The 24,650-nt window shown below is 71.0% G+C and carries 20 protein-coding genes and 3 tRNA genes; 12 read left to right on the top strand and 11 right to left on the bottom strand.

What is annotated here, in order from left to right; translation table 11 throughout:
• Positions 1 to 166: 166 nt before the first annotated feature.
• A complete protein-coding gene (locus CDO52_RS10605; protein WP_232524436.1) occupies positions 167 to 427 on the bottom strand; it encodes a hypothetical protein in 261 nt (86 codons plus the stop codon).
• A gap of 368 nt (positions 428 to 795) precedes the next feature.
• Here CDO52_RS10605 and CDO52_RS27360 point away from each other — a divergent pair, with 368 nt between their 5' ends.
• Positions 796 to 1,410 (top strand): hypothetical protein, encoded by a 615-nt coding sequence (locus tag CDO52_RS27360; protein ID WP_152471504.1) that lies wholly within the window; start codon positions 796 to 798, stop codon positions 1,408 to 1,410.
• An 81-nt stretch (positions 1,411 to 1,491) separates the two neighbouring features.
• Here the strand turns inward: CDO52_RS27360 and CDO52_RS10615 are convergent.
• The 3 genes from CDO52_RS10615 to CDO52_RS10625 form a co-directional block, all read right to left on the bottom strand.
• Positions 1,492 to 1,568: transfer RNA gene (locus CDO52_RS10615), tRNA-Val, on the bottom strand.
• Between the two features lie 11 nt (positions 1,569 to 1,579).
• Positions 1,580 to 1,653 (bottom strand) — tRNA-Cys (locus CDO52_RS10620).
• A 40-nt stretch (positions 1,654 to 1,693) separates the two neighbouring features.
• Positions 1,694 to 1,766, bottom strand: a tRNA-Gly gene (locus CDO52_RS10625).
• 217 nt (positions 1,767 to 1,983) lie between these two features.
• On the opposite strand from CDO52_RS10625, the gene CDO52_RS10630 reads away from it, so the two are divergent.
• On the top strand, positions 1,984 to 3,255 hold the full coding sequence (locus CDO52_RS10630; RefSeq protein WP_017617269.1) for a molybdopterin molybdotransferase MoeA: 1,272 nt from the start codon (positions 1,984 to 1,986) through the stop codon (positions 3,253 to 3,255).
• A 336-nt stretch (positions 3,256 to 3,591) separates the two neighbouring features.
• Here CDO52_RS10630 and CDO52_RS10635 read toward each other — a convergent pair whose 3' ends face one another.
• A complete protein-coding gene (locus tag CDO52_RS10635; RefSeq protein WP_017617268.1) occupies positions 3,592 to 5,190 on the bottom strand; it encodes an MFS transporter in 1,599 nt (532 codons plus the stop codon).
• A gap of 179 nt (positions 5,191 to 5,369) precedes the next feature.
• Here CDO52_RS10635 and CDO52_RS10640 point away from each other — a divergent pair, with 179 nt between their 5' ends.
• Entirely contained in the window at positions 5,370 to 5,921 is a 552-nt protein-coding gene (locus CDO52_RS10640) for a TetR/AcrR family transcriptional regulator (protein ID WP_017617267.1), read from the top strand.
• Positions 5,922 to 5,948: 27 nt separating this feature from the next.
• On the opposite strand, the gene CDO52_RS10645 is transcribed toward CDO52_RS10640, so the two are convergent.
• Entirely contained in the window at positions 5,949 to 6,680 is a 732-nt protein-coding gene (locus tag CDO52_RS10645) for a response regulator (protein ID WP_017617266.1), read from the bottom strand.
• On the bottom strand, positions 6,677 to 7,978 hold the full coding sequence (locus CDO52_RS10650; RefSeq protein WP_083919719.1) for a sensor histidine kinase: 1,302 nt from the start codon (positions 7,976 to 7,978) through the stop codon (positions 6,677 to 6,679). The genes CDO52_RS10645 and CDO52_RS10650 overlap by 4 nt, the downstream gene beginning before the upstream one ends.
• A 190-nt stretch (positions 7,979 to 8,168) precedes the next feature.
• Here CDO52_RS10650 and CDO52_RS10655 point away from each other — a divergent pair, with 190 nt between their 5' ends.
• A complete protein-coding gene (locus tag CDO52_RS10655; protein WP_017617264.1) occupies positions 8,169 to 9,260 on the top strand; it encodes a CPBP family intramembrane glutamic endopeptidase in 1,092 nt (363 codons plus the stop codon).
• On the opposite strand, the gene CDO52_RS10660 is transcribed toward CDO52_RS10655, so the two are convergent.
• Together CDO52_RS10660 and CDO52_RS10665 are read right to left on the bottom strand one after the other, a co-directional pair.
• Positions 9,173 to 10,111: a methylenetetrahydrofolate reductase gene (locus tag CDO52_RS10660; protein WP_017617263.1), complete on the bottom strand. Its 939-nt coding sequence runs from the start codon at positions 10,109 to 10,111 to the stop codon at positions 9,173 to 9,175. The two genes, CDO52_RS10655 and CDO52_RS10660, sit on opposite strands and share 88 nt — an antisense overlap.
• A gap of 93 nt (positions 10,112 to 10,204) precedes the next feature.
• Positions 10,205 to 10,579: a methylenetetrahydrofolate reductase C-terminal domain-containing protein gene (locus CDO52_RS10665; RefSeq protein ID WP_017617262.1), complete on the bottom strand. Its 375-nt coding sequence runs from the start codon at positions 10,577 to 10,579 to the stop codon at positions 10,205 to 10,207.
• A gap of 225 nt (positions 10,580 to 10,804) precedes the next feature.
• On the opposite strand from CDO52_RS10665, the gene CDO52_RS10670 reads away from it, so the two are divergent.
• The 7 genes from CDO52_RS10670 (at position 10,805) to CDO52_RS10700 (ending at position 21,353) form a co-directional block, all read left to right on the top strand.
• The gene (locus CDO52_RS10670; protein WP_094932354.1) at positions 10,805 to 12,010 is read left to right on the top strand and encodes a glycine cleavage T C-terminal barrel domain-containing protein; all 1,206 of its coding nucleotides are present in this window, start codon (positions 10,805 to 10,807) and stop codon (positions 12,008 to 12,010) included.
• 625 nt (positions 12,011 to 12,635) lie between these two features.
• Positions 12,636 to 15,119 (top strand): GcvT family protein, encoded by a 2,484-nt coding sequence (locus tag CDO52_RS10675; protein WP_051060646.1) that lies wholly within the window; start codon positions 12,636 to 12,638, stop codon positions 15,117 to 15,119.
• Positions 15,116 to 16,318, top strand: coding sequence for a sarcosine oxidase subunit beta family protein (locus tag CDO52_RS10680; protein WP_017617259.1), 1,203 nt, complete (start codon positions 15,116 to 15,118; stop codon positions 16,316 to 16,318). Before CDO52_RS10675 ends, CDO52_RS10680 begins: the two co-directional genes overlap by 4 nt.
• 44 nt (positions 16,319 to 16,362) lie before the next feature.
• Positions 16,363 to 16,713: a sarcosine oxidase subunit delta gene (locus CDO52_RS10685; RefSeq protein ID WP_017617258.1), complete on the top strand. Its 351-nt coding sequence runs from the start codon at positions 16,363 to 16,365 to the stop codon at positions 16,711 to 16,713.
• Entirely contained in the window at positions 16,710 to 19,691 is a 2,982-nt protein-coding gene (locus CDO52_RS10690) for a 2Fe-2S iron-sulfur cluster-binding protein (RefSeq protein ID WP_094932355.1), read from the top strand. The genes CDO52_RS10685 and CDO52_RS10690 overlap by 4 nt, the downstream gene beginning before the upstream one ends.
• Positions 19,684 to 20,379 (top strand): sarcosine oxidase subunit gamma, encoded by a 696-nt coding sequence (locus tag CDO52_RS10695; RefSeq protein ID WP_017617256.1) that lies wholly within the window; start codon positions 19,684 to 19,686, stop codon positions 20,377 to 20,379. The genes CDO52_RS10690 and CDO52_RS10695 overlap by 8 nt, the downstream gene beginning before the upstream one ends.
• Positions 20,380 to 20,603: 224 nt before the next feature.
• The gene (locus tag CDO52_RS10700; protein WP_026125508.1) at positions 20,604 to 21,353 is read left to right on the top strand and encodes an IclR family transcriptional regulator; all 750 of its coding nucleotides are present in this window, start codon (positions 20,604 to 20,606) and stop codon (positions 21,351 to 21,353) included.
• 92 nt (positions 21,354 to 21,445) lie between these two features.
• On the opposite strand, the gene CDO52_RS10705 is transcribed toward CDO52_RS10700, so the two are convergent.
• A complete protein-coding gene (locus tag CDO52_RS10705; RefSeq protein ID WP_094932356.1) occupies positions 21,446 to 21,970 on the bottom strand; it encodes a gluconokinase in 525 nt (174 codons plus the stop codon).
• Positions 21,971 to 22,107: 137 nt separating this feature from the next.
• Here CDO52_RS10705 and CDO52_RS10710 point away from each other — a divergent pair, with 137 nt between their 5' ends.
• A complete protein-coding gene (locus CDO52_RS10710; protein ID WP_094932357.1) occupies positions 22,108 to 22,875 on the top strand; it encodes a FadR/GntR family transcriptional regulator in 768 nt (255 codons plus the stop codon).
• Here CDO52_RS10710 and CDO52_RS10715 read toward each other — a convergent pair.
• Positions 22,859 to 24,232 (bottom strand): GntP family permease, encoded by a 1,374-nt coding sequence (locus tag CDO52_RS10715; RefSeq protein WP_094932358.1) that lies wholly within the window; start codon positions 24,230 to 24,232, stop codon positions 22,859 to 22,861. The two genes, CDO52_RS10710 and CDO52_RS10715, sit on opposite strands and share 17 nt — an antisense overlap.
• Positions 24,233 to 24,650 lie beyond the last annotated feature (418 nt).

A 24,650-nucleotide genomic window follows, 5' to 3' on the forward strand; every position in this document is an offset into this window, starting at 1 on the left:
AGCACGCCGAGGCCACCGCCCGCCCGCTGGATGTCTGGCTCGCCGAGTCTCTCGTCGACTGAACTCACCCGGACGGAAGCACGAAAAAGGGGCCCGCGAGGCCCCCTTTCGACATATGCCGTGTGTTTCTGTTGCGCGCGCATTGCGTCGGTGCGGTCAGCGGCGCTTACTTCGGGCCTTTGAACTCGAACTTGGCGACCTTCTTGGAGTTGGAAACGTATTTAACCCTGTATCCCTGCAACGTGACGGACTTCCCCAGCTTCACCGTGGCCTCGTCCTCGGCGTCTTCTCTCCCGTACCTTTCCCGTCCGACTCTGATATCGGCGCTCTTGTTCTTCTTGTCCTTGTTCAGGACGATTCGGTAGTCGTACTCGACGTTGTCGATGTCCGCCAGGTCACCCTGGCTTCCGGTGCCCTTCAAGGTCACGGTGCAATTACTGTTGGTGCACTTGACCCTTTCCCAGGAGCCGGACGAACCGGAACCGCCGCACGCCACCGCTGCGGTGAGCACCACCAGCGCGCTCGCGCCATACAGGGAGAATCTCCGCAAATCCATACGGTGTTGAGCCTTTCTGTGTCAATCCTCGACAATCCGGGTAACCGCAGTCCGGCAGCGTAGCAGTGCCGGGTTCCAAGCGGCAGGCGGCGTAGGCGCGGCTTCTCCGTATCTGCGGGCGTTTACGCTTCGGCCACACGCAGGCCACGCGCCCCGCGGCCAACGGCCCGTGCCCGAATGTCGTTGTCGGCCGCTACGTTCGGTGCGCATAAGTGATCGCAGAGTCTTGAGGGGAATTTGTGTACAAGCCAGTGGTCGTCGCCCTTAATCGGGAGCTGAGCCTGGACCTCGAACGGCAACTCGAGAGGATCATGCACCCCTTCACCCACGAACCCTGGTATGTAGAACCGGCGGATGACGAGTGTTCGCCTACGCATCGGTGCGACGGCTGGCGTATTGGCGGGCGCTGGAGCGGCCGCTATCTGAGTTCGGTGGTTGATGACCCGGACCTGGTCAACTCGCTGTGTTTTCCCAAGGACAGCCCTTTGGCAGGGTATGTGGCTTGCGACGGTGGCCCCAAGCGGCTGTTGGATCTGGAACGTGTGCGCCGGACCGCCGGGGAGGAGGCCTGGCTACGGTGGCCCCGCTTCGTCGCTGAGCGCAGGGGCGGTCCTGGTTTCTGGACACCGCGGAAAGAGGAGCCCCTCCACGTCATCCGAGCCGAGTTCGACGAGTACGTCGAGGTGGAACGGGCGCGAGCTGTTACCGGAGCCGACCTGGTCACCCACGATGGCGAGTGGATCGATGGAGACGGCGGCCCGGGCAAGGCCGACGAATACTTCCGGCGTGCGGGGGAGTACATCGACAAACTCGATGACGATGCCTGGCTCGTGTGCCTCACGGTTCACTTCTGAGCGGTTTGCTCGCGATCGGGAGCGGAACGGCGTGAAGGCAAATAAGCCCAGGTCAGGACCGAAGACCTGACCTGGGCTCTATGGTGGGCGATACAGGATTCGAACCTGTGACCTCTACCGTGTCAAGGTAGCGCTCTAACCAACTGAGCTAACCGCCCCGCTGCGATGTTGGAGGTGGAGACGGGATTTGAACCCGTGTAGACGGCTTTGCAGGCCGCTGCCTCGCCTCTCGGCCACTCCACCGGACTCCGAGTAGGGAAGCGAGATCCCCCTGGTGTCTCCGAGCGGACGACGGGATTCGAACCCGCGACCCTCACCTTGGCAAGGTGATGCTCTACCAGCTGAGCCACGTCCGCGCGCTTCTCGGGTCCGGGGCCGTCTGTGTTGGCCCCTTCGCCGTGGCGCAGTAAGAACTTTAGCGGAAAGTCGGCATTCGGCAAATCGGCGGTCGCGTGGGCCGGGCACGGCATCGGCGGATCGGGGGTGGTCGTGGTGCCGGTGCCGGTCGGGACGTGTGTCGGGGATATACAGGGACACGTGGGAATCGAGGTCAGCGGGAAGTGGAGAGGCGCCATGGCGGGCGAGGCGATGGTGCCGTGGGAGACGGCGAGACAGACCGCATGGGACCTCGGTGTGCGCTGTCCCGCTGTGGTGCGCCACGTGGCGTTGAGGGACACGCTCGGGGCGACGCTGGCCGCTGACCTGGTCGCGTTGGTCGGTGTCCCCGCATATGACACCGCCGCGATGGACGGCTACGCCGTCGCCGGGCGTGGGCCGTGGGTGGTGCGCGGTCGTGTGTTGGCCGGGGCCACCGAGCGTCTGGGCGACCTGCAGCCAGGGGAGGCCGTGGAGATCGCGACCGGGGCGCCGGTGCCCGGCGGGACCGAGGCCGTCGTGCCGTATGAGGCCGCGCTGACGGAAGAGGTCGTCGGTTCCGCTGATGACGCCCGTGCCGATGAGGGTCGTGTGGGGTCGGCCACGGACGCCGGGTCGGTCACCTGGGTCCGGGGTGAGATCGACCCCGGGCGGCACGTGCGGCGCGTGGGCGAGGACACCCCAGCTGGGGCGGCCGTTGCGGCTGAAGGGACGATCATCACACCCGCCGTGGTCGGGCTGGCCGCGAGTCTCGGCCATGACACCCTCACGGTCCGCCGCCCGAAGGTCGACGTCCTGGTCAGCGGGGACGAGATCACCGACATCGGCATTCCGGCGCCGGGCCAGGTGCGCGACGCGATCGGCCCGGTGCTGCCCGGCCTGGTGGAGTGGGGCGGGGGTGCGACGGGCGGTGTCGTCCGAGTCCGCGACACGTTCGCCGAGATGATGTCCGCTCTGCGCGCCTCCGCCGACTCTGGGGCCGACGTCATCGCCGTGTGCGGGGCCTCGTCGAAGGGCCCCGCCGACCACCTGCGCGACGCCCTAGCGACGCTGGGCGCGACCCCCGTCGTGGATGGTGTCGCCTGTCGGCCCGGCCATCCGCAGTTGCTCGCGCACCTGGGCGATCCGTCAAGCCCCGGGCCGGTGGTCGTGGGGCTGCCTGGTAACCCCAACGCCGCACTGGTGGCGGCCGCGACCCTGCTGGTGCCGCTCCTCGCCGCCATGGCGGACCGCCCGGACCCCTGCTCCGATTCCGCGCTTCCCAGCTGCCTTCCGATCGAGGGAAGAATCCGCCCGCACTACCGGGACACCCGGTTGGCGGCGGTGCGGGTCGAGAGGGGAGCGGTTGCTCACGTTGTCGGACACGACCGGCCCGGAAGCTTGCGTGGCGCGGCCATGGCCGACGCCCTCGCCGTCATCCCGCCTGACTGGCGAGGCCCCTCGGCCCGCCTCTTGTGGCTGCCGCGGTGAGGCGCTGTTCACCTCTTTTCTCTTCGCTCACTTCGCCACCATTCCGGCGGCGCTGCGCATCGCTCCAGTCACCCAGCTCGACCTGGGATTACAGCGCCGGCGCGCCGGTCTGGGACGGCCCCGTCGGGAACGACGACGGCCGCTGGCGGCATGTGGCCACCAGCGGCCGAATTTGCTCTGGATCTCCCAGAAGCTCTGGCGCGGGTCCGGTGTGAGACAGCAGAATGTGTGACTGGCCTCTCATTCAGGCCGCTGTGCCGCCGGGGCCGGACTACCCCTGGGTTCGGCTCCGGCTGGCTCGGTTCGCTGTGATCTTGCGCCGATCTCTCACGTTTTTCAGCAGCGCACGTCGTGGTGCTCTGCGTCCTTCGGTCCACGCTGCGGGGTTTCCCCTGCCGCCGGAGTGGGCCTGCGCAGCAGCCTCCACGCCATCGCCGCGGTCGCGACGACCAGCAGTGCGGCGATCGCGCTGGTCAGATGCATCCCGTCGGTGAACGCCGTCCGTGCCGCGTCCAGCAGGGCCGAAGCCGTGTCCGACGGGAGGTCCGCCGCGACATTCACGGCCCCGCCGAGGGTGTCCTGGGCGGCGTTCATCGAATCGGCGGGGACACCGGCGACGTCGCCGAGCTGAAGTCGGTACACCGCCGTCAGCACGCTGCCGAGGAGCGCCACACCGAGCGCACCGCCCAGCTCATAGGCGGTTTCGGAGATCGCCGACGCCGCGCCCGCGCGCTCGGGCGGGGCCGCGGTGAGGATCGCGTCGTTGGTCAGCGTCTCGGCCAGCCCCGCGCCCACGCAGATCAGCGCGAACGCGACGACCACCAGGAGCACCCCGCTGTGTGTGGGCGCCTGCGTCAGCGCCAGGTACCCCGTGGCGACGAACGCCAGCGCGATCGCGATGACCGCGCGCAGGCTCAGCTGACGCGCCGCCGCCACGGCCACGAAGCTCATGACCACGGACAGCACCAGCCCCGGAAGCAGCAGCAGTCCGGCCTTCATCGGGCTGATGCCCAGCACCAGCTGCAGGTACTGGGTGAGGAAGAACAGCGAGGACACCATGGCGAACACGAGCATGAGGTTCGTGGCCACGCCCACACTGAACTTCCGAACGGCGAACAGGCGCACGTCGATCATCGGGTCTGCCAGCCGCAGCTGGCGCTGGACGAAGGCGACGCCCAGCGCTGCGCCTACCGCGATCGCGGCCACCGAGGTGACCGAGAAACCGTGCTCGGCCAGGCTCTTGACGCCGTAGACGGAGGGCAGCATGGCTCCCATCGACAGCGCGACACTGGCCCAGTCCAGCCGCCCGGGCGTGGGGTTGCGCGACTCGCGCACCAGCAGCGGGACGCCGACGAGGGTCAGCGCCATCACGGGGAGGTTGATCAGGAAGACCGAGCCCCACCAGTAGTGCTCCAGCAGCCAGCCACCGATGACCGGGCCGAGCGCCGCTCCCGCCGAGAACCCGGACGCCCAGATCGCGACCGCGAGCAGACGCTGGCGCGGGTTGAGGAAGATGTTGCGCAGCAGCGACATCGTCGAGGGCATCAGGGTCGCGCCCGCCAGCCCGAGGAGCGCGCGGGCGGCGATCAGAATCTCCGGTGTGGGAGCGAAAGCCGCCAGCAGCGACGCCACGCCGAACCCGGCCGAACCGATCAGCAGCAGCTTGCGGCGGCCGATGCGGTCGCCCAGCGACCCCATCGTGACGAGCAGCCCGGCGAGAACGAAGCCGTAGATGTCGACGATCCACAGCAGCTGGCCGGCGCTGGGGGAGAGGTCTTCGCTGAGGTAAGGAACGGCGAAGCCGAGCACCGTCATGTCGACGGAGATCAGCAGCACCGGGAGTGTCAGTACGGCGAGGGCGGCCCATTCACGGGGTCCTGCCGTGGGGGCGCCTCCGCTTCCGGGCGTGGTGAGCCTGGCTTCGGCGGAACTCATTGTCACTCTCGTTCGGGTCGGTGGGTGGGCCGCCCTCGGTTTTCGACGGGCGGGGATGGGTGGACGGCGATGGCGGATGACGCGGAAGGCGTCCGGTGAACCGATGTTCGGTCGATAGGGGTTCCCTATCCTGAACCGTCCAGACGGTACAGTACCGTCCGGCCGGTATAGTGTCAATCGTGAAGACATCTCCCACCCGTGACCGCATCCTCGACGCGTTGCAGGACATCCTGATCGAGGAGGGCAACTCCGCCGTGACCCTGGAGGCCGTGGCCGCCGCCGCGGGCGTCTCCAAGGGCGGGCTGCTCTACCACTTCCCGTCCAAGGCCGCCCTGATGACCGGCCTGGTCAAGCGCCTGGCCGACCGCGCCCAGGACGAGTTCCACGAAGCCACCGAGAGCGAGGAGGGCGTCGTCCGCACCTTCCTGCGCACATCGATCCCCGAATCGCGCGAGGAGGCCGAGCTCTACTGGTCGATCATCGCGGCCCTGCGCAGCAAGGAGGACATGTCCGAGGAGTCCGAGCGCCTCGTGCGCCAGCTCTTCGACGAGTGGTCCCGGCTCCTGCACGAGGAGGTCGGCGACCCCGTTCTCGCCGAAACGATCCGCCTCGTCGGCGACGGCCTCTACCTCAGCAGCATCGCCGGCCTCTCACTCCCCGACACCGAGGTCCTCACGCAGCTCACCGAGCGGCTCATCACGCAGGCGGAGGCGTCGCGGAGCCGCGACTGAGCCCAGTGCGGGCTCCCACGTGTCAGGTCATGCCGTCCGGCACACCCACAGCGCGAGCTGGGTCCGGTCCCGCAGGCCGAGCTTGCGCAGGATGCTGGTGACATGGTTCTTCGCCGTCCCCTCGGTGATGAACAGCCGACGGGAGATCTCGCGGTTCGAAGCGCCGTCGCCGACCAGCCGGGCGACCTCCACTTCGCGCTCCGAGAGCGTGCTGTCCCCGTGGCCGAGCGATGGCCGGGTGGCGTCGGTGGTAGGCGCCGCGTCGGACACCTCCGCACGACGCGGGTCCGGCCCGGCACGGAGAGCGGCGACAACGCGCTCCGCCGCCGGTCCGCCCAGGACGGTCTCGCCGCGGGCGGCCCGCCGGATCGCCGCGACCAGGTCATCGGGCGGGGTGTCCTTGAGCAGGTACCCCTTGGCTCCCGCGCGCAGGCCGCCGAAGATGTAGTCGTCATCGTCGAACGTGGTGAGAACGACCGCCGCGACGCGCGGGTACTCCGCCTCCAGGCGGCCGATCAGGGTCACCCCGTCCATCCGCGGCATGCGCGCGTCGACCAGCGCGACATCGGGTTTCCGGTCCGAAGGCGCGGCCGCCAGGAACCGGAGTGCCTCGATCCCGTCGGCGGCGTCCCCGACGATCTCGATGCCGTCCTCGATCTCCAGCAGCTTGCGCAGCCCCTGGCGGAGCAGGATCTGGTCGTCGACGATCAGCACCCGCACAGCGGACGCGATCCCGCTGATCTGATCGTTGTCCGTCACGACCTCGCCCCCGCCACTCGCGCGCCCGTGTCACTCCCGACCGGCGTCGACGCGCGCCGCGCGGGAACGCTCGCCCGCACGGCGAAGCCCACGCCCGCGCGTCGGGCCGCGTCCATAGTGCCACCGACCGCCTCGACGCGCTCTCGCAGTTCGCGCAGTCCGAACCCGTGCGTGGCGGCCTGGTCGTCCGCGCCCTGCCCGTTGTCGGACACGACCACGGTGATCCGGTCGGCCGTGCAGGTCACGTCGATCTCGATCCGGTCGGCCGCCGAATGGCGCAGCGCGTTGGTGATTCCTTCCTGCAGCACGCGATAGCAGACCAGCTCGGTCTCCTCGTCGGTGTCCGGCCACGCGCCGTCGATGCCGAACACCACTTGGGGGCCGATGCCCGAGAACGACTCCGCCAGTGCCCGCATGGCCTCCGGTCCGGCCCGCCCCTCCAGACGCAGCGGTTTGAGGGCCCGCACCCAGCGGCGGGTATCGGCCAGTGCCTCCTGGGTGAGCCGCTGGGCGTCGGCGACCTCGTCCCATGCGGCGTCGGGGCGGGCTGTACGGAAGCGCAGGGCGTTGGCCAGCCCCATGTTGATGACGGTCAGGTAATGGCCGACCGAATCGTGCATCTCCCGAGCCATCCGCGCCCGTTCCTCGGCCACCGTCAACTCGCGGGTGCGCTCGGCATAGCGGCGCAGCTCAGCGTGGGCGGCTTCCAGGTCGGCGAGCAGTCCCCGAGTCTCCTCGGCACGCTGTCGAGCCTCCAGCAGGGAGAGGAAGAACTTGATCATGGCCAGGCCCAGGGTGGCGAGCAAGGCACCCTCGAAGAGACCGGTCCACGGGTCTGCCCTGGGTCCGGACGAGAACAGTGCTACGGCGAGGGTGGCGGTGACGGCCGTGTAGGCGATCGCGCTCCGTGACCCGAAGACGAGGATCGTGTTGCCCACCGCCAGGCAGAAGAGCATGAAGACCGCGGCCCCGCCGCCGGTGAGGATGACCAGCATGATGGCCGGGAGGAAGAGGAGGGTCAGGCCTTTGCGGGGTCGCGAGGCCGTGGACGCCCAGGGGAGGAAAGGCCACAGGACACCGGCCAGGACAAGACCGCCCGCCTGAGACAGAGCGATGGCCCACGTAGAGGGGGAGGGGTATCCGGGCGTCAGGGATACGTCGGCGAAGCGGAGCAGAGCGACGCTGTTCGCCGCCACCGCGACCCAGAAGAGCAGCGAGAGCGTCGACGGGGGTCGGTCTCCGGTGAACTCGACCCAGTGTCGCGGGTTACGTCGAGATCCGCTCCTGGCCGTACCCATGCGGAGAAGCTAGCACCGCCGCGCGCCCGGCGAACCGGGCGCGGAGGCACATTCGGGTCATGTGTCGAGGGCATGACCAGAGGCATGGTCACCCGCCTGCGCGGCTCGTCCTGGCCCGATGGGAGAACATGACCGGTCACGTGCCAGAAGCCGGATGTGTGGGGCGCCCTCCCGTCCGTAGCTTCCGAGCATGCTGAACAAGCTGAAGACAGCGATCGGACCCGCCGCCGAGGCCCATCCGTTCATTGCGGCCGGGGCGAGCGGGAGACGGGTGACCCATCCGCTGCTCGTCATCGTGTTGGCGCAGGTCCTCTATGTGATCGGACTTCTGCCGAGTCTGTTCTTGATCGGTCCGCTGCTGGAGTGGATCCCCCAGATCTCGGGGAGCAACCTCGTCGTCGCGGCCCTGGTCGGCATCGCGCGGCCGATCGTGGGCTTCCTCCCCTTCTACGCGGTGCTCTGGCTGTGGCTGCGGTTCTACGAGCGCCGGACCTTCTCCTCCACCGGTTTCGCCTTCGACCGCACTCTGGTGACCGGATTGCTCGCTGGATTCGCGCTGGCGGTCGCGTTCGTCGCCGCGCTGATCGGCGTCGGCTTGGCGGCGGGCACCGTCCGGTGGCACGGCGCCGTGATCTTCGGTCAGGAGGGGGCGGCGGTGGTCCTTCTCTTCGCCCTCGTGTTCACGGTGGCGAAGGTCGTCGAGATCGGTATCGAGGAACAGCTCTACCGAGGATGGATGCTGCAGGCGGTCGGCGCGCGCTGGGGTAAGGCGGCGGGCGTCCTCGTCTCCTCCTTCTTCTTCGCTCTCTTTCACTTCTTCTTCATCGGCTACTTCGTGCTTCCTGGACTGAGGAGCCACGAGGCCCACTGGGTGCTGATGCTCAACATCTTCCTGTGGGCCGTGTTCGCGGCGCTGGTGACCCTGCGCACCCGGTCGCTGTGGACGGCGGTGGGCTTTCACGCGGCGGCACTGACCATTCCCGTCCTCCTGCTGACGCTGGCCACACCGGACACCGTCGACGGGGCGGCGGGCCTGCTGGTGTTCGTCATCGAGAACCCGAGCCACTACACGGGCGGTGTCGGATTCGCGGGGCCGTTCGAAGGGCTGGCGGCCACGGTGGTGCTGCTCGTGCTCGTGGCGGTGGCCGCGGTGCTGGAGTGGAGGTCGTCGCGTCGCACGGACCGTCAGTGCGGTCAGACCGCCAGGGCGTTGCCCTCCGGTGCGCTGCGGACCGTGGGGAGTCCCAGGTCGGAGCAGAGACGGCCGAGGGCGTCGTCGTGACGGAAGTCGATGAAGTGCAGGCCGCGCACGCCCTCCAGGGAGAGGGCGTGGGTGGCCTGTTCCAGGGCCAGCTGGTAGGCGGCCTCGCGCTGGTCGGGGGCGGCGGCCAGCCGGTCGATCAGCTCGTCGGGCACATGGATGCCGGGAACGCGTTTGTTCATGTAGCGCAGGGAGCGCGCGCCCTTAACCAGGACGATGCTCGGCAGCAGGGCGACTTTCGGGGTCAGGCCGGTGGCCGCGCCGATGCGGGTGAACTCGGCGAGGCGGTCGGGGTGGTAGCAGATCTGCAGCTGGAGGAAGCGCGCACCGGCCGCGGCCTTCTTCAGGGCGCGGCGGACGCGGTAGGCGTGCGGGGGCGCCGCAGGGTTCTCGACCGCCCCGATCAGCAGCTTGGGGGCCGGGTCGATCGGGCGGCCGGAGAGGTAGTGGCCCTTGGCCAGCCCGGCGGCGACCCGGATGAGCTGGACCGCGTCGAGGTCGAAGACCCGGCGTGCCTCGGGTTCGTCCCCGGCGGTGACGTCGTCGCCCGTCATGCAGGACACGGCCGTGATGCCGTGCAGCGCCGCGCCCATGATGTCGGCCTCCAGCGCGAGCCGGTTCTTGTCGCGGCACACCAGCTGCAGCACCGGCTCGACGCCGTACTGCTGTATTGCGATCGCGAGGGCGACATTGGACACGTGGGCGTGCGCGGACGCGTTGTCCGTGGCGTTGACCGCGTCCACGTAGGGCGTGAGACATGCCAGTTTGGCGGCGATCTCGGGTAGGCCCCCGCCGTCCATCACGGGGAACTCCGCGGTGATGACGGGGCGGGACGGCTCGGGGCTGGTGAGGAGGTCGGCGAAGTTGGGCACCCTGGGCTCCTTCCGGATCGTCCTGCTGCGTCGTGTTCTCATCCGGTGGGCCGGTGGGGCCCGTCGGTGTGGTGGGAGCTGGTTGGTGCGCCGCTAGTCGGCGGGTGGTTCCTCGGATTCCCACCCCGCCGGAACGACCTTGTCGCGGCCGGTCAGCAGGTTGATCCAGGAGGACGTGCCCTGGAGGCGGTTGTCGACGGGTGGTCGCAGGTCGTCGAACTCTTCACGCCATGGGCGCGGCATCTTCTCCGAGCGGTCCTGCGCCTTGAGCCACACGCAGGTCATGGTCGGGTCGACCTCGCAGGTGCCGTCCTCGCGCACCCCGCCGCACGGCCCGTTGCGCAGGGACTTGGGACAGGTCATGGGGCAGGTGAGGCCCGTGGAGTGCAGAACGCACTGCCCGCACATGCGGCAGTCCCAGATGGGCTTCTTGACGGCGTGTTCGATGGTTGCGAGCAAGCGGGCCATGGGTCCACCCCAACCTCGACTGTTGCAAACTATGCAACTACAATCGTATTGAGAAACGCTACCGCGTGACCACAGGCTAAATCCGGCGGTTTCGTTGCGTCAATGGATATCAGTTGCGCAAGACGAAACTTATGGCCCCTCGATCTCTTGACACCGATGCCGCCAGCGAGGGACGCTCTGTTGCGCATGGCGATCCTCGTTGCGTATCAAGTGATGGAGGACCCGATGGCCGTCATCGAGAACCCGGAGATCCTGCTCTACTCGCGGATCAGGAAGTCGCCGTACTTCTATGCCTCACGCCGCCACGGCGTGGCCAAGTACAGCGTGTACAACCACACCTACCACCCGCGCCACTACGGCGACCCCGTGGCCGAGTACTGGCACCTGCTCAACGGCGTCACCCTCTGGGATGTCGGCGTGGAACGCCAGGTCGAGATCACCGGCCCCGACGCGTTCACCTTCACGAACATGCTCGTCCCGCGCGACCTCACCAAGTGCAAGGTCGGGCAGTGCAAGTACGTGTTCATCACCGCGCCCGACGGCGGCATTATCAACGATCCGGTCCTACTGCGTCTCGGTGAGAACCACTTCTGGCTGTCCCTCGCCGACAGCGACGTCCTGCTGTGGGCCCAGGGCCTGGCCTACAACAGCGGGCTCGACGTCACGATCCGCGAGGCCGACGTCGGCCCGGTGCAGGTCCAGGGGCCGAAGTCGCGCGATGTGATGGTCGACCTCTTCGGTGAGCGGATCCTGGACATCGGCTACTACTACTGCGCCGAGTTCGAGCTCGACGGCATGCGGGTGGTCGTCTCGCGCACGGGCTACACCTCCGAGCTGGGCTTCGAGATCTACCTGCGCAACGCCTCGCGCGACGGCGTCCGGCTGTGGGACCGGGTGATCGAGGCCGGGACCCCGCACGGGATCGAGGTGATCGGTCCGTGCCACATCCGCCGCATCGAGGGCGGCATCCTCGCCTGGGGCTGCGACATCGGGCTCGACACCAACCCCTTCGAGGTCGGCTACGGCTACGAGGTGAGCTGGATGGTCGACCTGAAGCAGGAGGCCGACTTCATCGGCAAGGAGGCGCTGCGCCGCATCCGCGACAACGGCATCGACCGCAAGCTCGTCGGCGTGGAGATCGGCGGCATGCCGCTGGGCAGCTTCAACGACGGCTCGATGATCGACCCGTTCCCGGTGTATGCGCCCGGCGGCACGGAGCCGATCGGCAAGGTCACCTCCGCCTGCTTCTCGCCGCGGCTGGAGCAGAACATCGGGTTCGCCATGGTGCCGATCGAGCTGGCCGGACCGGGCACGGATCTGGCCATCGAGCGGCCCGGCGGGCTCGTGCCCGCCACGGTGGTCGAGAAGCCGTTCATCGACCCCAAGAAGTACGTGCCCAAGCAGGACCTGCACCAGCTCGCCACGGGCTGAGCGTACCCGGTGCGGGTGCCGGCGGCCGCGCGGCACCGACGGCGGTGAGCGGCGGGTGACGGCGCGCCGCGGGGTGCGGGGGTGCCACCCCGCGCCCCGCGGCTGCGCCCTGTGCTGTCTCGTGGGGCACAACTGGCGCCGCGCCCCGGACCTGCCCTGGTGTCCGGGGCGCGGGCTGCGTTGTCCTCCTGCGCCGTCGCGCTGATCAGCCGCGGCGGCTCCGCCTCCGCTTTGGTGTCCCGGGTGACCGGGATGTGCCGGAACTCCGCGCGGTAGGAGGCGGCCAGCGTCGCGGCGTCGGGATGGCTGGAGACCACCAGCGGGACCTCAATGCCGAGCGTGCCCCACCGGCGTCGGGACGTCGGGGTGGCGCGGGATGAGCGGGACCCCTGCCCGTGACCGCGCGCCGGGCAGGAGTCGCCGCCGGAGACTGTTGCATAGTTAGCAACTCATCCCTGTATATGAAACACTGAGAGCTCGCGTGGTGTTCCGTCGCGGGGCGTGCGGCATGCGAAAAGAGGCGAGAATCCGCCCCTTGACAGCGCGCCTCGGTGCGTCGGACCCTGTTGCGTAACACGCTGGTTGTTGCGCTGATAGAAACTCCGACGGTGAAGGTAGGGCTGCCATGGCCGCACCTCGTCCCGCCCCTCGGACCGTCCCCCGAATCGTGATCATCGGCGCGGGTATCGTCGGCTGCGCGCTCGCCGACGAACTCACCGTGCGCGGCTACACCGACGTCACCGTGGTCGACCAGGGCGATCTCTACCGCACCGGAGGCTCCACCTCCCACGCTCCCGGCCTGGTGTTCCAGACCAACGGCGCCAAGACCATGTCCGACTTCGCCGACTACACCGTGCGCAAGTACGGCGCGCTGCGCACGGCCGACGACCGCCCCTGCTTCAACCCCGTCGGCGGACTGGAACTGGCCGCCACCCCCGAACGCCTCGACGAGCTGCACCGCCGCTGTGGCTGGGCGCGCTCCTGGGGGATCGAGGCCCAGGTGCTCGACCCGGACGCCTGCGCCGCCGCCCACCCCCTCGTCCACGCCGACCGCGTCCTCGGCGGCCTGCACACGCCCACCGACGGCCTGGCCGCGGCGCTCCCGGCCGCGCGCGCCCAGGGCGAGGCCGCCATCCTGCGCGGGGCGCGCTTCCTGGCCCGGCACCGCGTCCTCGACGTCGAGACCACCGGTGGGCGGGTCACCGGCGTCGTCACCGACCAGGGCAACATCCCCGCCGACCTGGTGGTCTGCTGCGCGGGGATGTGGGGCCCGCGCATCACCCGCATGGTCGGGATGACGCTTCCGCTCACCCCCCTCGCGCACCAGTTCGGCTGGACCGGCCCGGTCCCCGCGCTCGCCGGGGCCCCGGCCGAGGCCGTCCACCCGATCCTGCGCCACCAGGAACACGACCTGTACTACCGGGAGAAGTTCGACCGCGTCGGCGTCGGCTACTACGGCCACCGGCCCATGCCCGTCGACCCCGACGCCATCGGCGCCCCCGGCCCGGCGGACGACGAGGGCATGCCCTCGGAGCAGCCGTTCACCCCCGTCGACTTCGACCCGGCGTGGACCGCCACCCTCGACCTGCTCCCCGACCTCGCCGAGACCAAGCTCGACGAGGGCATCAACGGGCTGTTCTCCTTTACCCCCGACAACATGCCGCTGCTCGGGGAGTCGCCCGACGTCGCGGGGTTCTGGGTGGCCGAGGCCGTCTGGATCACCCACTCTGCCGGGGTCGCACGCGCCGTGGCCGAGTGGATCGTCGACGGCACCTCCACCTTCGACCTGCACGCTTGCGACATCAACCGGTTCCAGCGCCACCAGCTCGCCCCCGGCTACCTGCTCGAACGCGACTGCCAGAACTTCGTGGAGGTCTACGACGCCCTCCACCCGCTCCAGCCGATGGAGGAGCCCCGCCCGCTGCGCGTCGCCCCCTTCCACTCCCGCCAGCACGAGCTCGGCGCCTTCTTCCTGGAAGCCAACGGCTGGGAGCGCCCGCACTGGTACGAGGCCAACGCCGACCTGGTCGAGGGGCGCGGCATCACCCCGCCCGGGCCGTGGGCCGCGCGCTACTGGTCGCCGATCGTCGGCGCCGAGGCCCAGGTCACCCGCGAGCGCGTGGCGATGTACGACATGTCCTCGCTGATGCGGCTGGAGGTCACCGGCCCCGGCGCCGCCGCGTTCCTCAACCGCATGACCACCGGCCGCGCCGAGCGCACCCCCGGCTTCGTCGCCTACTGCCTGCTGCTCGACGCCACCGGGCGGCTGCGCGGCGACATCACGATGGCCCGGATCACCCACGACCACTACCAGCTGGGCGTCAACAGCCCCCTGGACCTGGACTGGCTCCGCCGCCACCTGCCGTCCGACGGCTCCGTCCAGGTGCAGGACATCACCGCCCGCACCACCTGCATCGGGCTGTGGGGGCCGCGCGCCCGCCAGCTCATGCAGCCGCTGGCCGACCACGACCTGTCCAACCACGGCCTGCGCTACTTCCGCTGCGCGCGCATGCACGTGGGCGAGGTGCCGGTGCTGGCGATGCGCGTCTCCTATGTCGGTGAACTGGGCTGGGAGCTCTACACCACGCCCGACCTGGGCCTGCGGCTCTGGGACACGCTCTGGCGGGCCGGGCGGCCGCTCGGGGTCATCGCCGCCGGGCGCGGCGCCTTCAACAGCCTCCGGCTGGAGAAGGGCTACCGCGCGTTCGGCGTGGAGATGACCGACGAGCACGACCCCTACGAGGCCGGACTCGGCTTCGCCCTGCGCATGGCCAAGGACGACTTCCTCGGGCGCGACGCCCTGGCGGCGCGCGACCCGGGCGCGGTCCAGCGCCGGTTGTGCTGCCTGACCACCACGCCCGATCCCGCCGACACCGTCATGGGCGGCGAACCCGTCTACCTCCCCGGCGAGGACGGCACCGCCGCCGGGTACGTCACCAGCGCCGCCTACGGCCACACGCTCGGCACCGGCATCGCCTACGCCTGGCTGCCCGCCGACCGCGCCGAGCCCGGCACCCAGCTGGAGATCGGCTACTTCGACCGGCGCATCCCGGCCACCGTGGCCACCGACCCCCTGTTCGACCCCGAGATGGCGAGGCTGCGCGCATGATCGGCGACGCATCCCTGTGGCGGAAGCGCGACCCGGACGACCACTACGACGTGGTCATCGTCGGCTCGGGCGGGCACGGCCTGGCCACCGCCTACTACCTGGCGCGCGAACACGGCATCCGCGACGTCGCGGTGCTGGAGCGCGGCTGGCTGGCCGGCGGCAACATGGCCCGCAACACGGCCATCATCCGCTCCAACTACCTGTGGGACGCCAGCGCCGGGATCTACGAGCACGCGCTGGGCCTGTGGGAGGGGCTGGAGGAGGAGCTCGGCCGCCCCATGCTGCTCAGCCAGCGCGGCGTGCTCAACCTCGCGCACACCACCCACGACGTCCGCGAGTCCGTGCGGCGGGTCAACGCCAACCGGCTCAACGGCATCGACGCCGAATGGCTGGGGCCCGAGGAGGTCAAGAAGCTCGTCCCCATCATCGACACCACCCCCGCCCTGCGCTACCCGGTGCTGGGCGCCACCTACCAGCCGCGCGCCGGTATCGCCAAGCACGACCTCGTGGCCTGGGCGTTCGCAGCTGCGGCCGACGCGCTCGGCGTCCACATGATCGAGGACTGCGAGGTCACCGGCTTCCAGCGGAGCGGCGACCGCGTCGTCGGCGTGCACACGAGCCGCGGCCCCATCGGCGCGGGCAAGGTCGCGCTGTGCGCCGCCGGGCACACCTCCGTCCTGGCCGAGCGCCTGGGCCTGCGCCTGCCGGTGCAGAGCCACCCGCTGCAGGCCATGGTCACCCAGCTGCTGGAACCGGTCATCGACACGGTGGTCATGTCCAGCGCCGTGCACGTCTACGTCAGCCAGGCCGACAAGGGAGAGCTCGTCCTGGGCGCCGGTATCGACGCCTACAACGGCTACGGCCAGCGCGGCTCGTTCTGCACCATCGAGCACCAGGTCGCGGCGGCCGTCGCGCTCTTCCCGATCCTCGAGCACGCCCAGCTGCTGCGCACCTGGGGCGGCATCGTCGACGTCACCCCCGACGCCTCACCCATCATCGGCCCCACCCCGTTCGAGGGCCTCTACCTGAACTGCGGGTGGGGCACGGGCGGGTTCAAGGCCACCCCCGGCGCGGGGCACGTCTTCGCCGACACCATCGCCAACGACCGCCCGCATCCGCTGGCCGCGCCCTTCGGGCTGGAGCGGTTCACCACGGGGGCACTGGTCGACGAACACGGCGCCGCGGCCGTCGCCCATTGACCCGGCACACACCCACCCGGCACACCACGAAGGAGGAACCTCGGATGCTGCTCATCCCCTGCCCCTGGTGCGGCCCCCGGGACGAGGCCGAATTCCGCTACGGCGGCCAGGCGGGCGTCGCCTACCCGCGCGATCCCTGGGCCCTGGACGACGGCGCCTGGGCCGAGTTCCTGTTCGTCCGGGACAACCCCAAGGGATGGTTCGCCGAGCGCTGGTTCCACACCGCCGGGTGCCGCCGCTGGTGCCACGTCCTGCGCGACACCCTCGACAACCGCATCGCCGCCTCCGGCCCGGCCGGGACCCAGCTGCCGGAACCCGATACCGGCGATGTCGACGAACCCGCCGATCCGGCCACGGCGAATCCGGCCCGCCCGGCCCCGGGGAGCCGGGCATGAGCGGGCGACGGCGCCCCGCGTGGACCGACCCCAGCGGGGCCGAGGCACCGGAGGTCGGCGTCGTCTTCGACGGCCGGCCCCTGACCGCGCGCGCCGGGGAGCCGCTGTCCGCCGCGCTGCTGGCCGCCGGGGTGCGCACCGTGAGCACCTCCATCTCCACCGGGCGCCCGCGCGGCGTGTACGCCGTCGACTCCGCCGAGCCGTGCGCCTATGTGCGGGTGGACTCGCCCCCGGGCGAGGCCATGGCGCAGGCCACCCGTGTCGAGGCCCACGACGGACTGCGCGCCGCCGGGCTGGCCGGATACGCCCGCCTGCCCGACGACCGCGAACCCGCCCGCTCCGACAAGTCCTGGGCGCACTGCGACGTCCTCGTCGTCGGCGCCGGCCCGGCCGGACTCGCCGCGGCTCTGGCCGCCGCCCGTGCCGGGGCGCGGGTCATCCTCGCCGACGAGCGCCCGCACCCCGGCGGCGACCTGCTGGGATCGCGGCGCGACATCGACGGGACACCGGCCGCCGAGTGGATCGAGGCGGCCATCGCCGAGCTCCGCGCCCACCCCGAGGCGCGCGTGTTCACCCGCACCGCCGTCACCGGCCACTACGACCACGGCGAGCACATCGCGCTGGAGCGCCGACCGCGGCAGGAGGCGACCGGCGACGGCGCGTCGGACGAGCGGTCCCGGCCCGTCTCCTACCGGCTGTGGCGCATCCGGACCCGCCGCACCGTCCTGACCACCGGCGCCGGGGAGCGGCCGTTCGCCTTCCAGGGAAACGACCGCCCCGGCGTCATGCTCGCGGGCGCCGCCGCCCGGTACGCCTGGCGCTACGGTGTCCTGCCCGGACGCCGCGCCGTCGTCTCCGGCTGCCACGACGAGGCGCTGTGGGCCGCCGTCGACCTGCACGACGCCGGGATCGAGCTCGCCGCCGTCGCCGACGCCCGACCCGCCCCCGGAACCGCGCCCGTCGCCGCGCTGCGGGAGCGCGGCATCGACGTCCTGACCGAACACGCCGCCACCCGGACCGTGGCCACCGCCGACGGGGTGCTGTCCGACGCCGCGCTGGCCCCCGTCGACCGCCAGGGCCGCGTCATCGGACCGGACCAGACCTTCGCCTGCGACCTCCTCGCGGTCTCCGGCGGCCACGATCCCGCGATCGCGCTCGCCGCCCACACCGGCATGCGGCCCCGCTGGTCGCCGCCGCACGCCGCCTTCCTGCCCGGACCCCTGCCCGACGCGACGCACTGCGTAGGGGCGGCGGCCGGAACCCGCGGCGCCGACGCCGCCCGCGCCGCCGGACAGCAGGCGGGCCACGCGGCCGCCGTCGCGGCGCTGCGCACCGACGGCGGCGTCCCGGCACCGCGGGCCGGGAACGGCGCCCACGGGCAGGCGAGCGGGGAACACGGGGCCGGCGACGCGGCGGGCGGCACGCCGCCCATGGCGCTGTGGGCGGTCACCGCCCCGCACAGCGACGACGCGCTGACCTTCGTCGACCTGCACCGGGACGTCACGCTCGCCGACCTCCGCGCCGCCATCGAGGCCGGGATGACCTCCATCGAGCACATCAAGCGCTTCACCACCATCGGCACCGGCCCCGACCAGGGGCGCACCTCGGGCGTCCTCACCGCCGGGATCGTCGCCCAGTGGCTCGGCCGGTCCATGGACCAGGTCGGCGGCACACAGCAGCGCCCGCCGGCCGTGCCCATCCCGTTCGCCGCCCTGGCCGGGCCGGACCGCGGGGACCTGCTCTACCCGGCGCGCCGGACACCCATGCACGACTGGCACGTGGCCCGCGGGGCGGTCTTCGAGGACGTCGGGCAGTGGAAGCGCGCCCGCTACTATCCCCGGGGCGGGGAGGACATGCGCGCGGCGGTGCTGCGCGAGTGCCGGGCCGCCCGGGAGGGCGTGGCGGTCCTCGACGCCTCCACCCTCGGCAAGATCATCGTGGCCGGCCACGACGCCCCGGTGTTCCTCGACCGCGTTTACACCGGAAAGTTCTCCAGCCTGGGCGTGGGCCGCTGCCGCTACGGCGTCATGTGCGGCGCCGACGGCATGGTCCTCGACGACGGTGTCGCCGTGCGCCTGTCCGACCACCGCTACCTGGTCACCACGACGTCGGGCAACGCCGAGACGGTGCTCGCCTGGCTGGAGGAGTGGGCCCAGGAGGAGTGGCCGGACCTCTGCGTGCACTTCACCCACGCCACCGACCACTTCGCCACGGTCAGCGTGGTCGGCCCGCGCTCCCGCGACGTGATGGCGCGCATCGCCCCCGACCTGGACGTCTCCGCCGAGGGCTTCCCGTTCATGAGGTTCCGCGACGCCACCGTTGCTGGGGTCCCCGCCCGCGTGCTGCGCGTCAGCTTCACCGGCGAGCTCACCTTCGAGATCTACGTCTGCTCCTGGTACGGGCGCGCCGTGTGGGAGGCGGTCATGGCGGCCGGGGAGCCCCACGGAATCACCCCGTACGGCACCGAGACCATGCACGTGCTGCGGGCGGAGAAGGGGTTCATCGTCGTCGGGCATGAGACCGATGGCAGCGTCACCCCGCTCGACCTCGGCATGGGGTGGGCGGTCTCCAAACGCAAGGACTTCGTCGGCAAGCGGTCGCTGAGCCGCCCCGACACCGCGCGCGACGACCGGGAGCAGCTGGTCGGACTGCTTCCCGACGACACGGGGCACGTTCTCGCCGAGGGAGCGCAGCTGGTGGCCGGGCCACCGGGTGCCGCGAGCGGTGCCGCGTCCGGCGCCCCCGCGGCGTGGCCGATGCCGGTCGCGCCCCCACCGCGCCCGGCTCCGACCCAGGGCCGCGTCACCTCCGCCTACGACAGTGCGGCGCTGGGCCGCACCTTCGGGCTCGGCCTGCTGCGCGGTGGCCACGAGCGGCACGGCGAACGGCTCTACGCCGTGCACCTGGACCGGATCGTCCCGGTGACCGTGACCGATCCGGTGTTCTACGACAAGGAGGGCCTGCGCCGTGATGGATGAGACGACGACGGCCGAGGTTCCGGCCCCGCGCGCCGAACCGCGCAGCCCGGTCGCCCACCTGGCCGACCGCATCGGCGGAGCCGGCTCCGCCGACACCGCGCTCCTGCGGGAGCTGCCGTTCCTCGCCCAGGTCGAGCTGCGCGTCGACGCCGACGAGGAGCAGGCCGCCTCCCGCCTGGCCGGGGAGTTCCTGGGCTGCCCGTTGCCCGAGGCCGGCCGCGTGTCGGGGGGCGGGCACCCCTACGTGCTGTGGTGCGGCCCGGGCTGGTACCTGGTCGTGGACGGCGGTGCCACCGGGCGCGGGCTGGCCGCCGGGCTGTGCGCGGCGCTGGGCGGCGAGTACGGCGCGGTGTGCGGCAGCGTCGTCGACGTCTCCGGGCAGCGCACGGTGCTGGAACTGCGCGGCCCGCGCGCCCGCGACGTGCTGGCCCAGGGCTGCCCCCTGGACCTGCACCCGCGTGTCTTCGCGGCGGGAGCCTACGCGCAGACGCTGTTCGCCACGACCAACATCGGCATCCACCACACGGGGATGCATAGCAACGGAAACGGGGTAAGGGAGAAGGAGGGATCGGAGAACGGCGTACCGGTGTTCCGCATCCTCGTACGCGCGTCGTTCGCCGACCACCTCACGCGGCGGCTGCTCGATGCGATGGAAACCGAGACCCGGGGGAGTGCCACCACGAGCTGACGCCGGACTGTAGAGCCCAAAAAACCGCTCTGACCTGCGTGGATGACAGAACGGCCGCGCCTGTCCAGGGAGCGCTGACTCTCCCCCACTATCGTAGGACCATGGCTTCCAACGACCACCGCGCAGAGAAGATTCGGAACACACCACGAGGGGAACGGTCCGAGCGGGGGTCGGGTGGTGAAGCGGAGGCGACCAGGACAGCCTCCGGTAAGGATGGTGCGCCGGTGCAATCGGTGGACCGCGCCATCACCGTCCTGGAGATTTTGGCGCAGCACGGTGAGGCCGGAGTCACGGAGATCGCCGCGGAACTGGGAGTCCACAAATCGACGGCCTTCCGCCTGGTCGGCGCGCTGGAACGGCGCGGCCTGGTGGAGCAGCCGGGGCTGCGCGGAAAATACCAGCTCGGTTTCGGCATCATCCGGCTGGCCGGGACGATGGCAGCGGGGCTCGACCTCACCCAGCAGAGCCGTCAGGTCTGCGAGGACCTCGCCGCCGACCTCGGCGAAACGGTCAACATCGCGATCCCCAGCGGCGACATGGTCGTCAACATCGACCAGGTGCGCGGCTCCTCCGCCGTGGTCAGCCAGAACTGGATCGGCCGCCAGAACCCCCTGCACTCCACGTCGAGCGGCAAGGTGCTGCTCGCCTTCATGACCCGGCCCGAGCAGCGGCGGATCATGCGCGGGCACCTGGAGGAACTCACCCCCCGAACCATCACCGACCCCGACGCCCTGCGCGAGGAGTTCGACAAAATCCTGCGGCACGGGTACGCCACGGCCGTGGAGGAGCTGGAAGTCGGCCTCAACGCGGTCGCCGCCCCCATCCGCGGGCTGACCGGCGAGGTAATCGCGGCGGTCAGCGCCTCGGGCCCCTCGTACCGGATGGAGGAGTGCCGCCTCGACGTCATCGGTGAGACAGTCCTGAAGGCCGCCGAGGAGATCTCCGCCCGCATGGGGCATATGGCCTCCGCCTGAGACGCCTCACCACCCTCCCTCCCGCCCACCACCACCCACCATCGCCCACCCGATCCTGCCGGGCCACCGGCGCCCGCCCTACCCCTTCGGGGTCAGCCGCGGGCGCCCGGGACCCGCCCCAGACCCGCGGCGACGATGCCGACGACGCGCTCGACGAGGACGTCGGGTGTGGCTGCGATGTCCAGGGTGACGCCCTGCTCGTCGCGCTCCAGCGGTTCCAGGGCCTCCAGCTGGGAGTCGAGCAGCGCGGGCGGCATGAAGTGGTCCGAGCGCTCCGCCAGCCGCTGCGCGAGCAGGGATCGCGGACCGTGGAGGTGGAGGAACCGGATATCGGGCGCCCCCGTGCGCAGGATGTCCCGGTAAGCGCGCTTGAGTGCGGAGCAGGCCACGAGCGTCGGCTCACCGCGCCGCTCGTGCTCGGCGATCCACTCCGCCAGCGAGGCCAGCCAGGGGCGGCGGTCCTCGTCGGTCAGCGGCGCCCCTGCCGACATCTTCGCGATGTTGGCGGCCGGGTGGAACCGGTCCGCCTCGGCCAACGGCAGCCCCAGCCGCTCGGCGGCCCGCAGCGCGACCGTACTCTTGCCGCTGCCTGACACACCCATGACGACAAAGTGCATGGTTTCCCTCCCCGTGTGCGGGCACGCGACAATGTGACGTCCGCGCGCCCCGCGTACTAATAGTGTTACCAATGATTCGGCCCGGAGCATCGGCGCCCCCCGCGTTCGGCGCCGGTCCGGCCACAGCGAGGAGCCCGATGAGCGCCCACGCCGACCACGGCGGCTCGGCCCGCCGCACCCTGCACAACCGCGTTCTGGCGGAACTGGGCCCGGCGATCGCGGCCGGCGAGGTCGAGCCCGGCCACGTGTTCACGCTCGACCGCCTGGAGCGCGACTACGGGGTCTCGCGCACCGTGGCCCGCGAGGCGGTGCGGGTGCTGGAGTCCATGCGCCTGGTCGTCAGCCGTCCCCGCACCGGCGTCCGGGTCCGCCCGCAGGGGGAGTGGAGCGTCTACGACCCCCAGCTCATCCGGTGGCGGCTGGCCGGCCCCGGCCGCATGGCGCAGTTGCGGTCGCTGAACGAGCTGCGCGCCGCCGTCGAGCCTCCGGCCGCGGCCTCCGCCGCCCGCCGCGCCCGGCAGGAGGAGCGCGACGCGCTGGTCGAGGTGAACCGGCGGATGGCCGAGGAGGGCGAGCGCGGCGACCTGGCGGCCTTCCTCGACCTGGACATCGAGTTCCACCGGCGCATCCTGCTGCTGTCCGGCAACGAGATGTTCGCGGGGCTCTCCGACGTCGTCGCCGAGGTGCTCACCGGCCGCACGGCCTACCAGCTGATGCCGCACCGGCCCCGACCCCACGCGCTGCGCCTGCACGCCCACGTCGCCTCGGCGATCCACAGCGGCCTGCCCGAGGTCGCGGAGGCCGCCATGCGCGCCATCGTCACCGAGGTCGTGGCGGCCCTGGACGAGGCCGACACGGGTGCGGCGGGACCGGCGGACGCTCCAGGACTCACAGAACCAGGCTGAGCAGGAAGGCGAAGCCGAAGCCGATCACGCCGATCAGCGTCTCCATCACCGTCCAGGTGCGCAGCGTGGTCCGCACGTCCATGCCGAGGAAGCGGCCGACCAGCCAGAACCCCGAGTCGTTGACGTGCGAGAGCACCGTGGAGCCGCAGGCGATCGCGATGACGATCAGCGACAGGTCGAGCGTGGACAGCCCGCTGGTCGCCGCGACCGTGGGCGCGATGAGCGCCGCCGTGGTGGTCAGCGCGACCGTGGCCGAGCCCTGGGCCACGCGCAGCGCCGTCGCGACGACGAACGCCGCCACGATGACCGGCAGGCCGGTGGACTCCAGGCTGTGCGCCAGGGCCTCCCCGATGCCGCCGGCCCGCAGCACGCCGCCGAACATGCCCCCGGCACCGGTGATCAGGATGATCGAGCACACCGGCCCCAGGGCCTCGTTGCTGATCTGCTCGATGCGCTGGCGCGGGTGCCGCCCGCGGCCGAGCACCACCATGGCCGTGATCGCGGTGATGAGCAGCGCGACGGGCGTCTGCCCGAGGAGGACCAGCACCCGCACCCACGCCGCGTCGCCATCGACGGCCCCGATGGTGGAGAGCGTGGTCAGGCCGGTGTTGCCGAAAATCAGCAGCATCGGCAGCAGCAGGATTGCCAGGACGGTCGACAGGCGGGGCGGGTCGTCGTGGGCTGTGCCGTCGCCGAGGACGTCGTCGGGCACCGGGAGCTGCAACCGCCGCCCGGTGAACAGCGCGAACAGGTAGGAGGCCAGGTACCAGGTGGGAACGGCCAGCAGCAGCCCGACGACCAGCGTGGCGCCCATGTCGGCGCCGATGAGGCCGGTGGCGGCGACCGGCCCCGGGTGCGGTGGCACGAAGGCGTGCATGACGGCGAAGGCTCCCGCCACGGGCAGGGCGTAGAGCAGGACCGAGCCGCCCAGGCGGCGGGCGACGCTGAACACGATCGGCAGCATCACGATCAGCCCGGCGTCGAAGAAGATGGGGAAGCCGAAGAGCAGTGAGGCGACGCCGAGCGCCAGGGGTGCCCGCTGCTCACCGAAGGCCCTGATCAGCGTGTTCGCCAGGACCGCGGCACCCCCGGTGACCTCCATCAGGCGGCCGATCATCACGCCGAGCCCGACCAGCAGGGCGACACTGGCCAACGTGTCGCCGAACCCGTCGAGCATGGTCGGCACGATCTCGTCCGCGGGGATCCGGGTGGCCACCGCCACCAGCAGGCTGACCAGGGTCAGCGAGACGAAGGCGTGCAGGCGCACCTTCATCACCAGGAAGAGCAGGACGGCGACGGCGCCGACCGCTATGGCCAGCAGCGGCCCGGTGCCGTAGGCGGGTTCGATGGCTTCCACGAGGTGCCTCCCGAATGGTGCGCGCCGCGATCGGCGCGCGGTTGGGGTGATGCGGGGTGGTGAGTGGGGGTGGGCAGGCCTATCTGCTGTGCTCAGCGGCACATGGGAGGCAATGGTAATACCATTGTGAACCGCTGTGATCCGCCCCGTTCGGAATTGTTATCTCCTGTCCCGCCGCCGGTCGGCAGCGGACACGCCGGGTGGCCCGCCGTGTGCGCCCCGCTCGCGTCCCGCCGACCTTCCGACGATCGCGGTCCCCTCGTGCGAGGCGGACGGAAACCAGGGCTTGCACCGTGATCAGGGGGTACGGAGTTCGGTGTCTGCTGGGCGGCCTTGTCGGAGTTCTTCCTTTCCGATGTTCGGTGGTGAAAAGCGGCACCGACGAGGGCAGGGAGCTGGGGGCGCCGGTCGTCTGGCG

Origin of the sequence: Nocardiopsis gilva YIM 90087 (assembly GCF_002263495.1) — a bacterium.
Classification (GTDB): domain Bacteria; phylum Actinomycetota; class Actinomycetes; order Streptosporangiales; family Streptosporangiaceae; genus Nocardiopsis_C; species Nocardiopsis_C gilva.

Bases quoted from the DNA above. Each gene is read 5' to 3' on its own strand.
- CDO52_RS10665 (WP_017617262.1), bottom strand. From the start codon at position 10,579: ATGGCCCGCTTGCTCGCAACCATCGAACACGCCGTCAAGAAGCCCATC.
- CDO52_RS10675 (WP_051060646.1), top strand. From the start codon at position 12,636: ATGGCCGCACCTCGTCCCGCCCCTCGGACCGTCCCCCGAATCGTGATC.
- CDO52_RS10710 (WP_094932357.1), top strand. From the start codon at position 22,108: ATGAGCGCCCACGCCGACCACGGCGGCTCGGCCCGCCGCACCCTGCAC.
- CDO52_RS10670 (WP_094932354.1), top strand. From the start codon at position 10,805: ATGGCCGTCATCGAGAACCCGGAGATCCTGCTCTACTCGCGGATCAGG.
- CDO52_RS10695 (WP_017617256.1), top strand. From the start codon at position 19,684: ATGGATGAGACGACGACGGCCGAGGTTCCGGCCCCGCGCGCCGAACCG.
- CDO52_RS10650 (WP_083919719.1), bottom strand. From the start codon at position 7,978: ATGGGTACGGCCAGGAGCGGATCTCGACGTAACCCGCGACACTGGGTC.
- CDO52_RS10705 (WP_094932356.1), bottom strand. From the start codon at position 21,970: ATGCACTTTGTCGTCATGGGTGTGTCAGGCAGCGGCAAGAGTACGGTC.
- CDO52_RS10635 (WP_017617268.1), bottom strand. From the start codon at position 5,190: ATGAGTTCCGCCGAAGCCAGGCTCACCACGCCCGGAAGCGGAGGCGCC.
- CDO52_RS10655 (WP_017617264.1), top strand. From the start codon at position 8,169: ATGCTGAACAAGCTGAAGACAGCGATCGGACCCGCCGCCGAGGCCCAT.
- CDO52_RS10690 (WP_094932355.1), top strand. From the start codon at position 16,710: ATGAGCGGGCGACGGCGCCCCGCGTGGACCGACCCCAGCGGGGCCGAG.
- CDO52_RS10630 (WP_017617269.1), top strand. From the start codon at position 1,984: ATGGCGGGCGAGGCGATGGTGCCGTGGGAGACGGCGAGACAGACCGCA.
- CDO52_RS10685 (WP_017617258.1), top strand. From the start codon at position 16,363: ATGCTGCTCATCCCCTGCCCCTGGTGCGGCCCCCGGGACGAGGCCGAA.
- CDO52_RS10680 (WP_017617259.1), top strand. From the start codon at position 15,116: ATGATCGGCGACGCATCCCTGTGGCGGAAGCGCGACCCGGACGACCAC.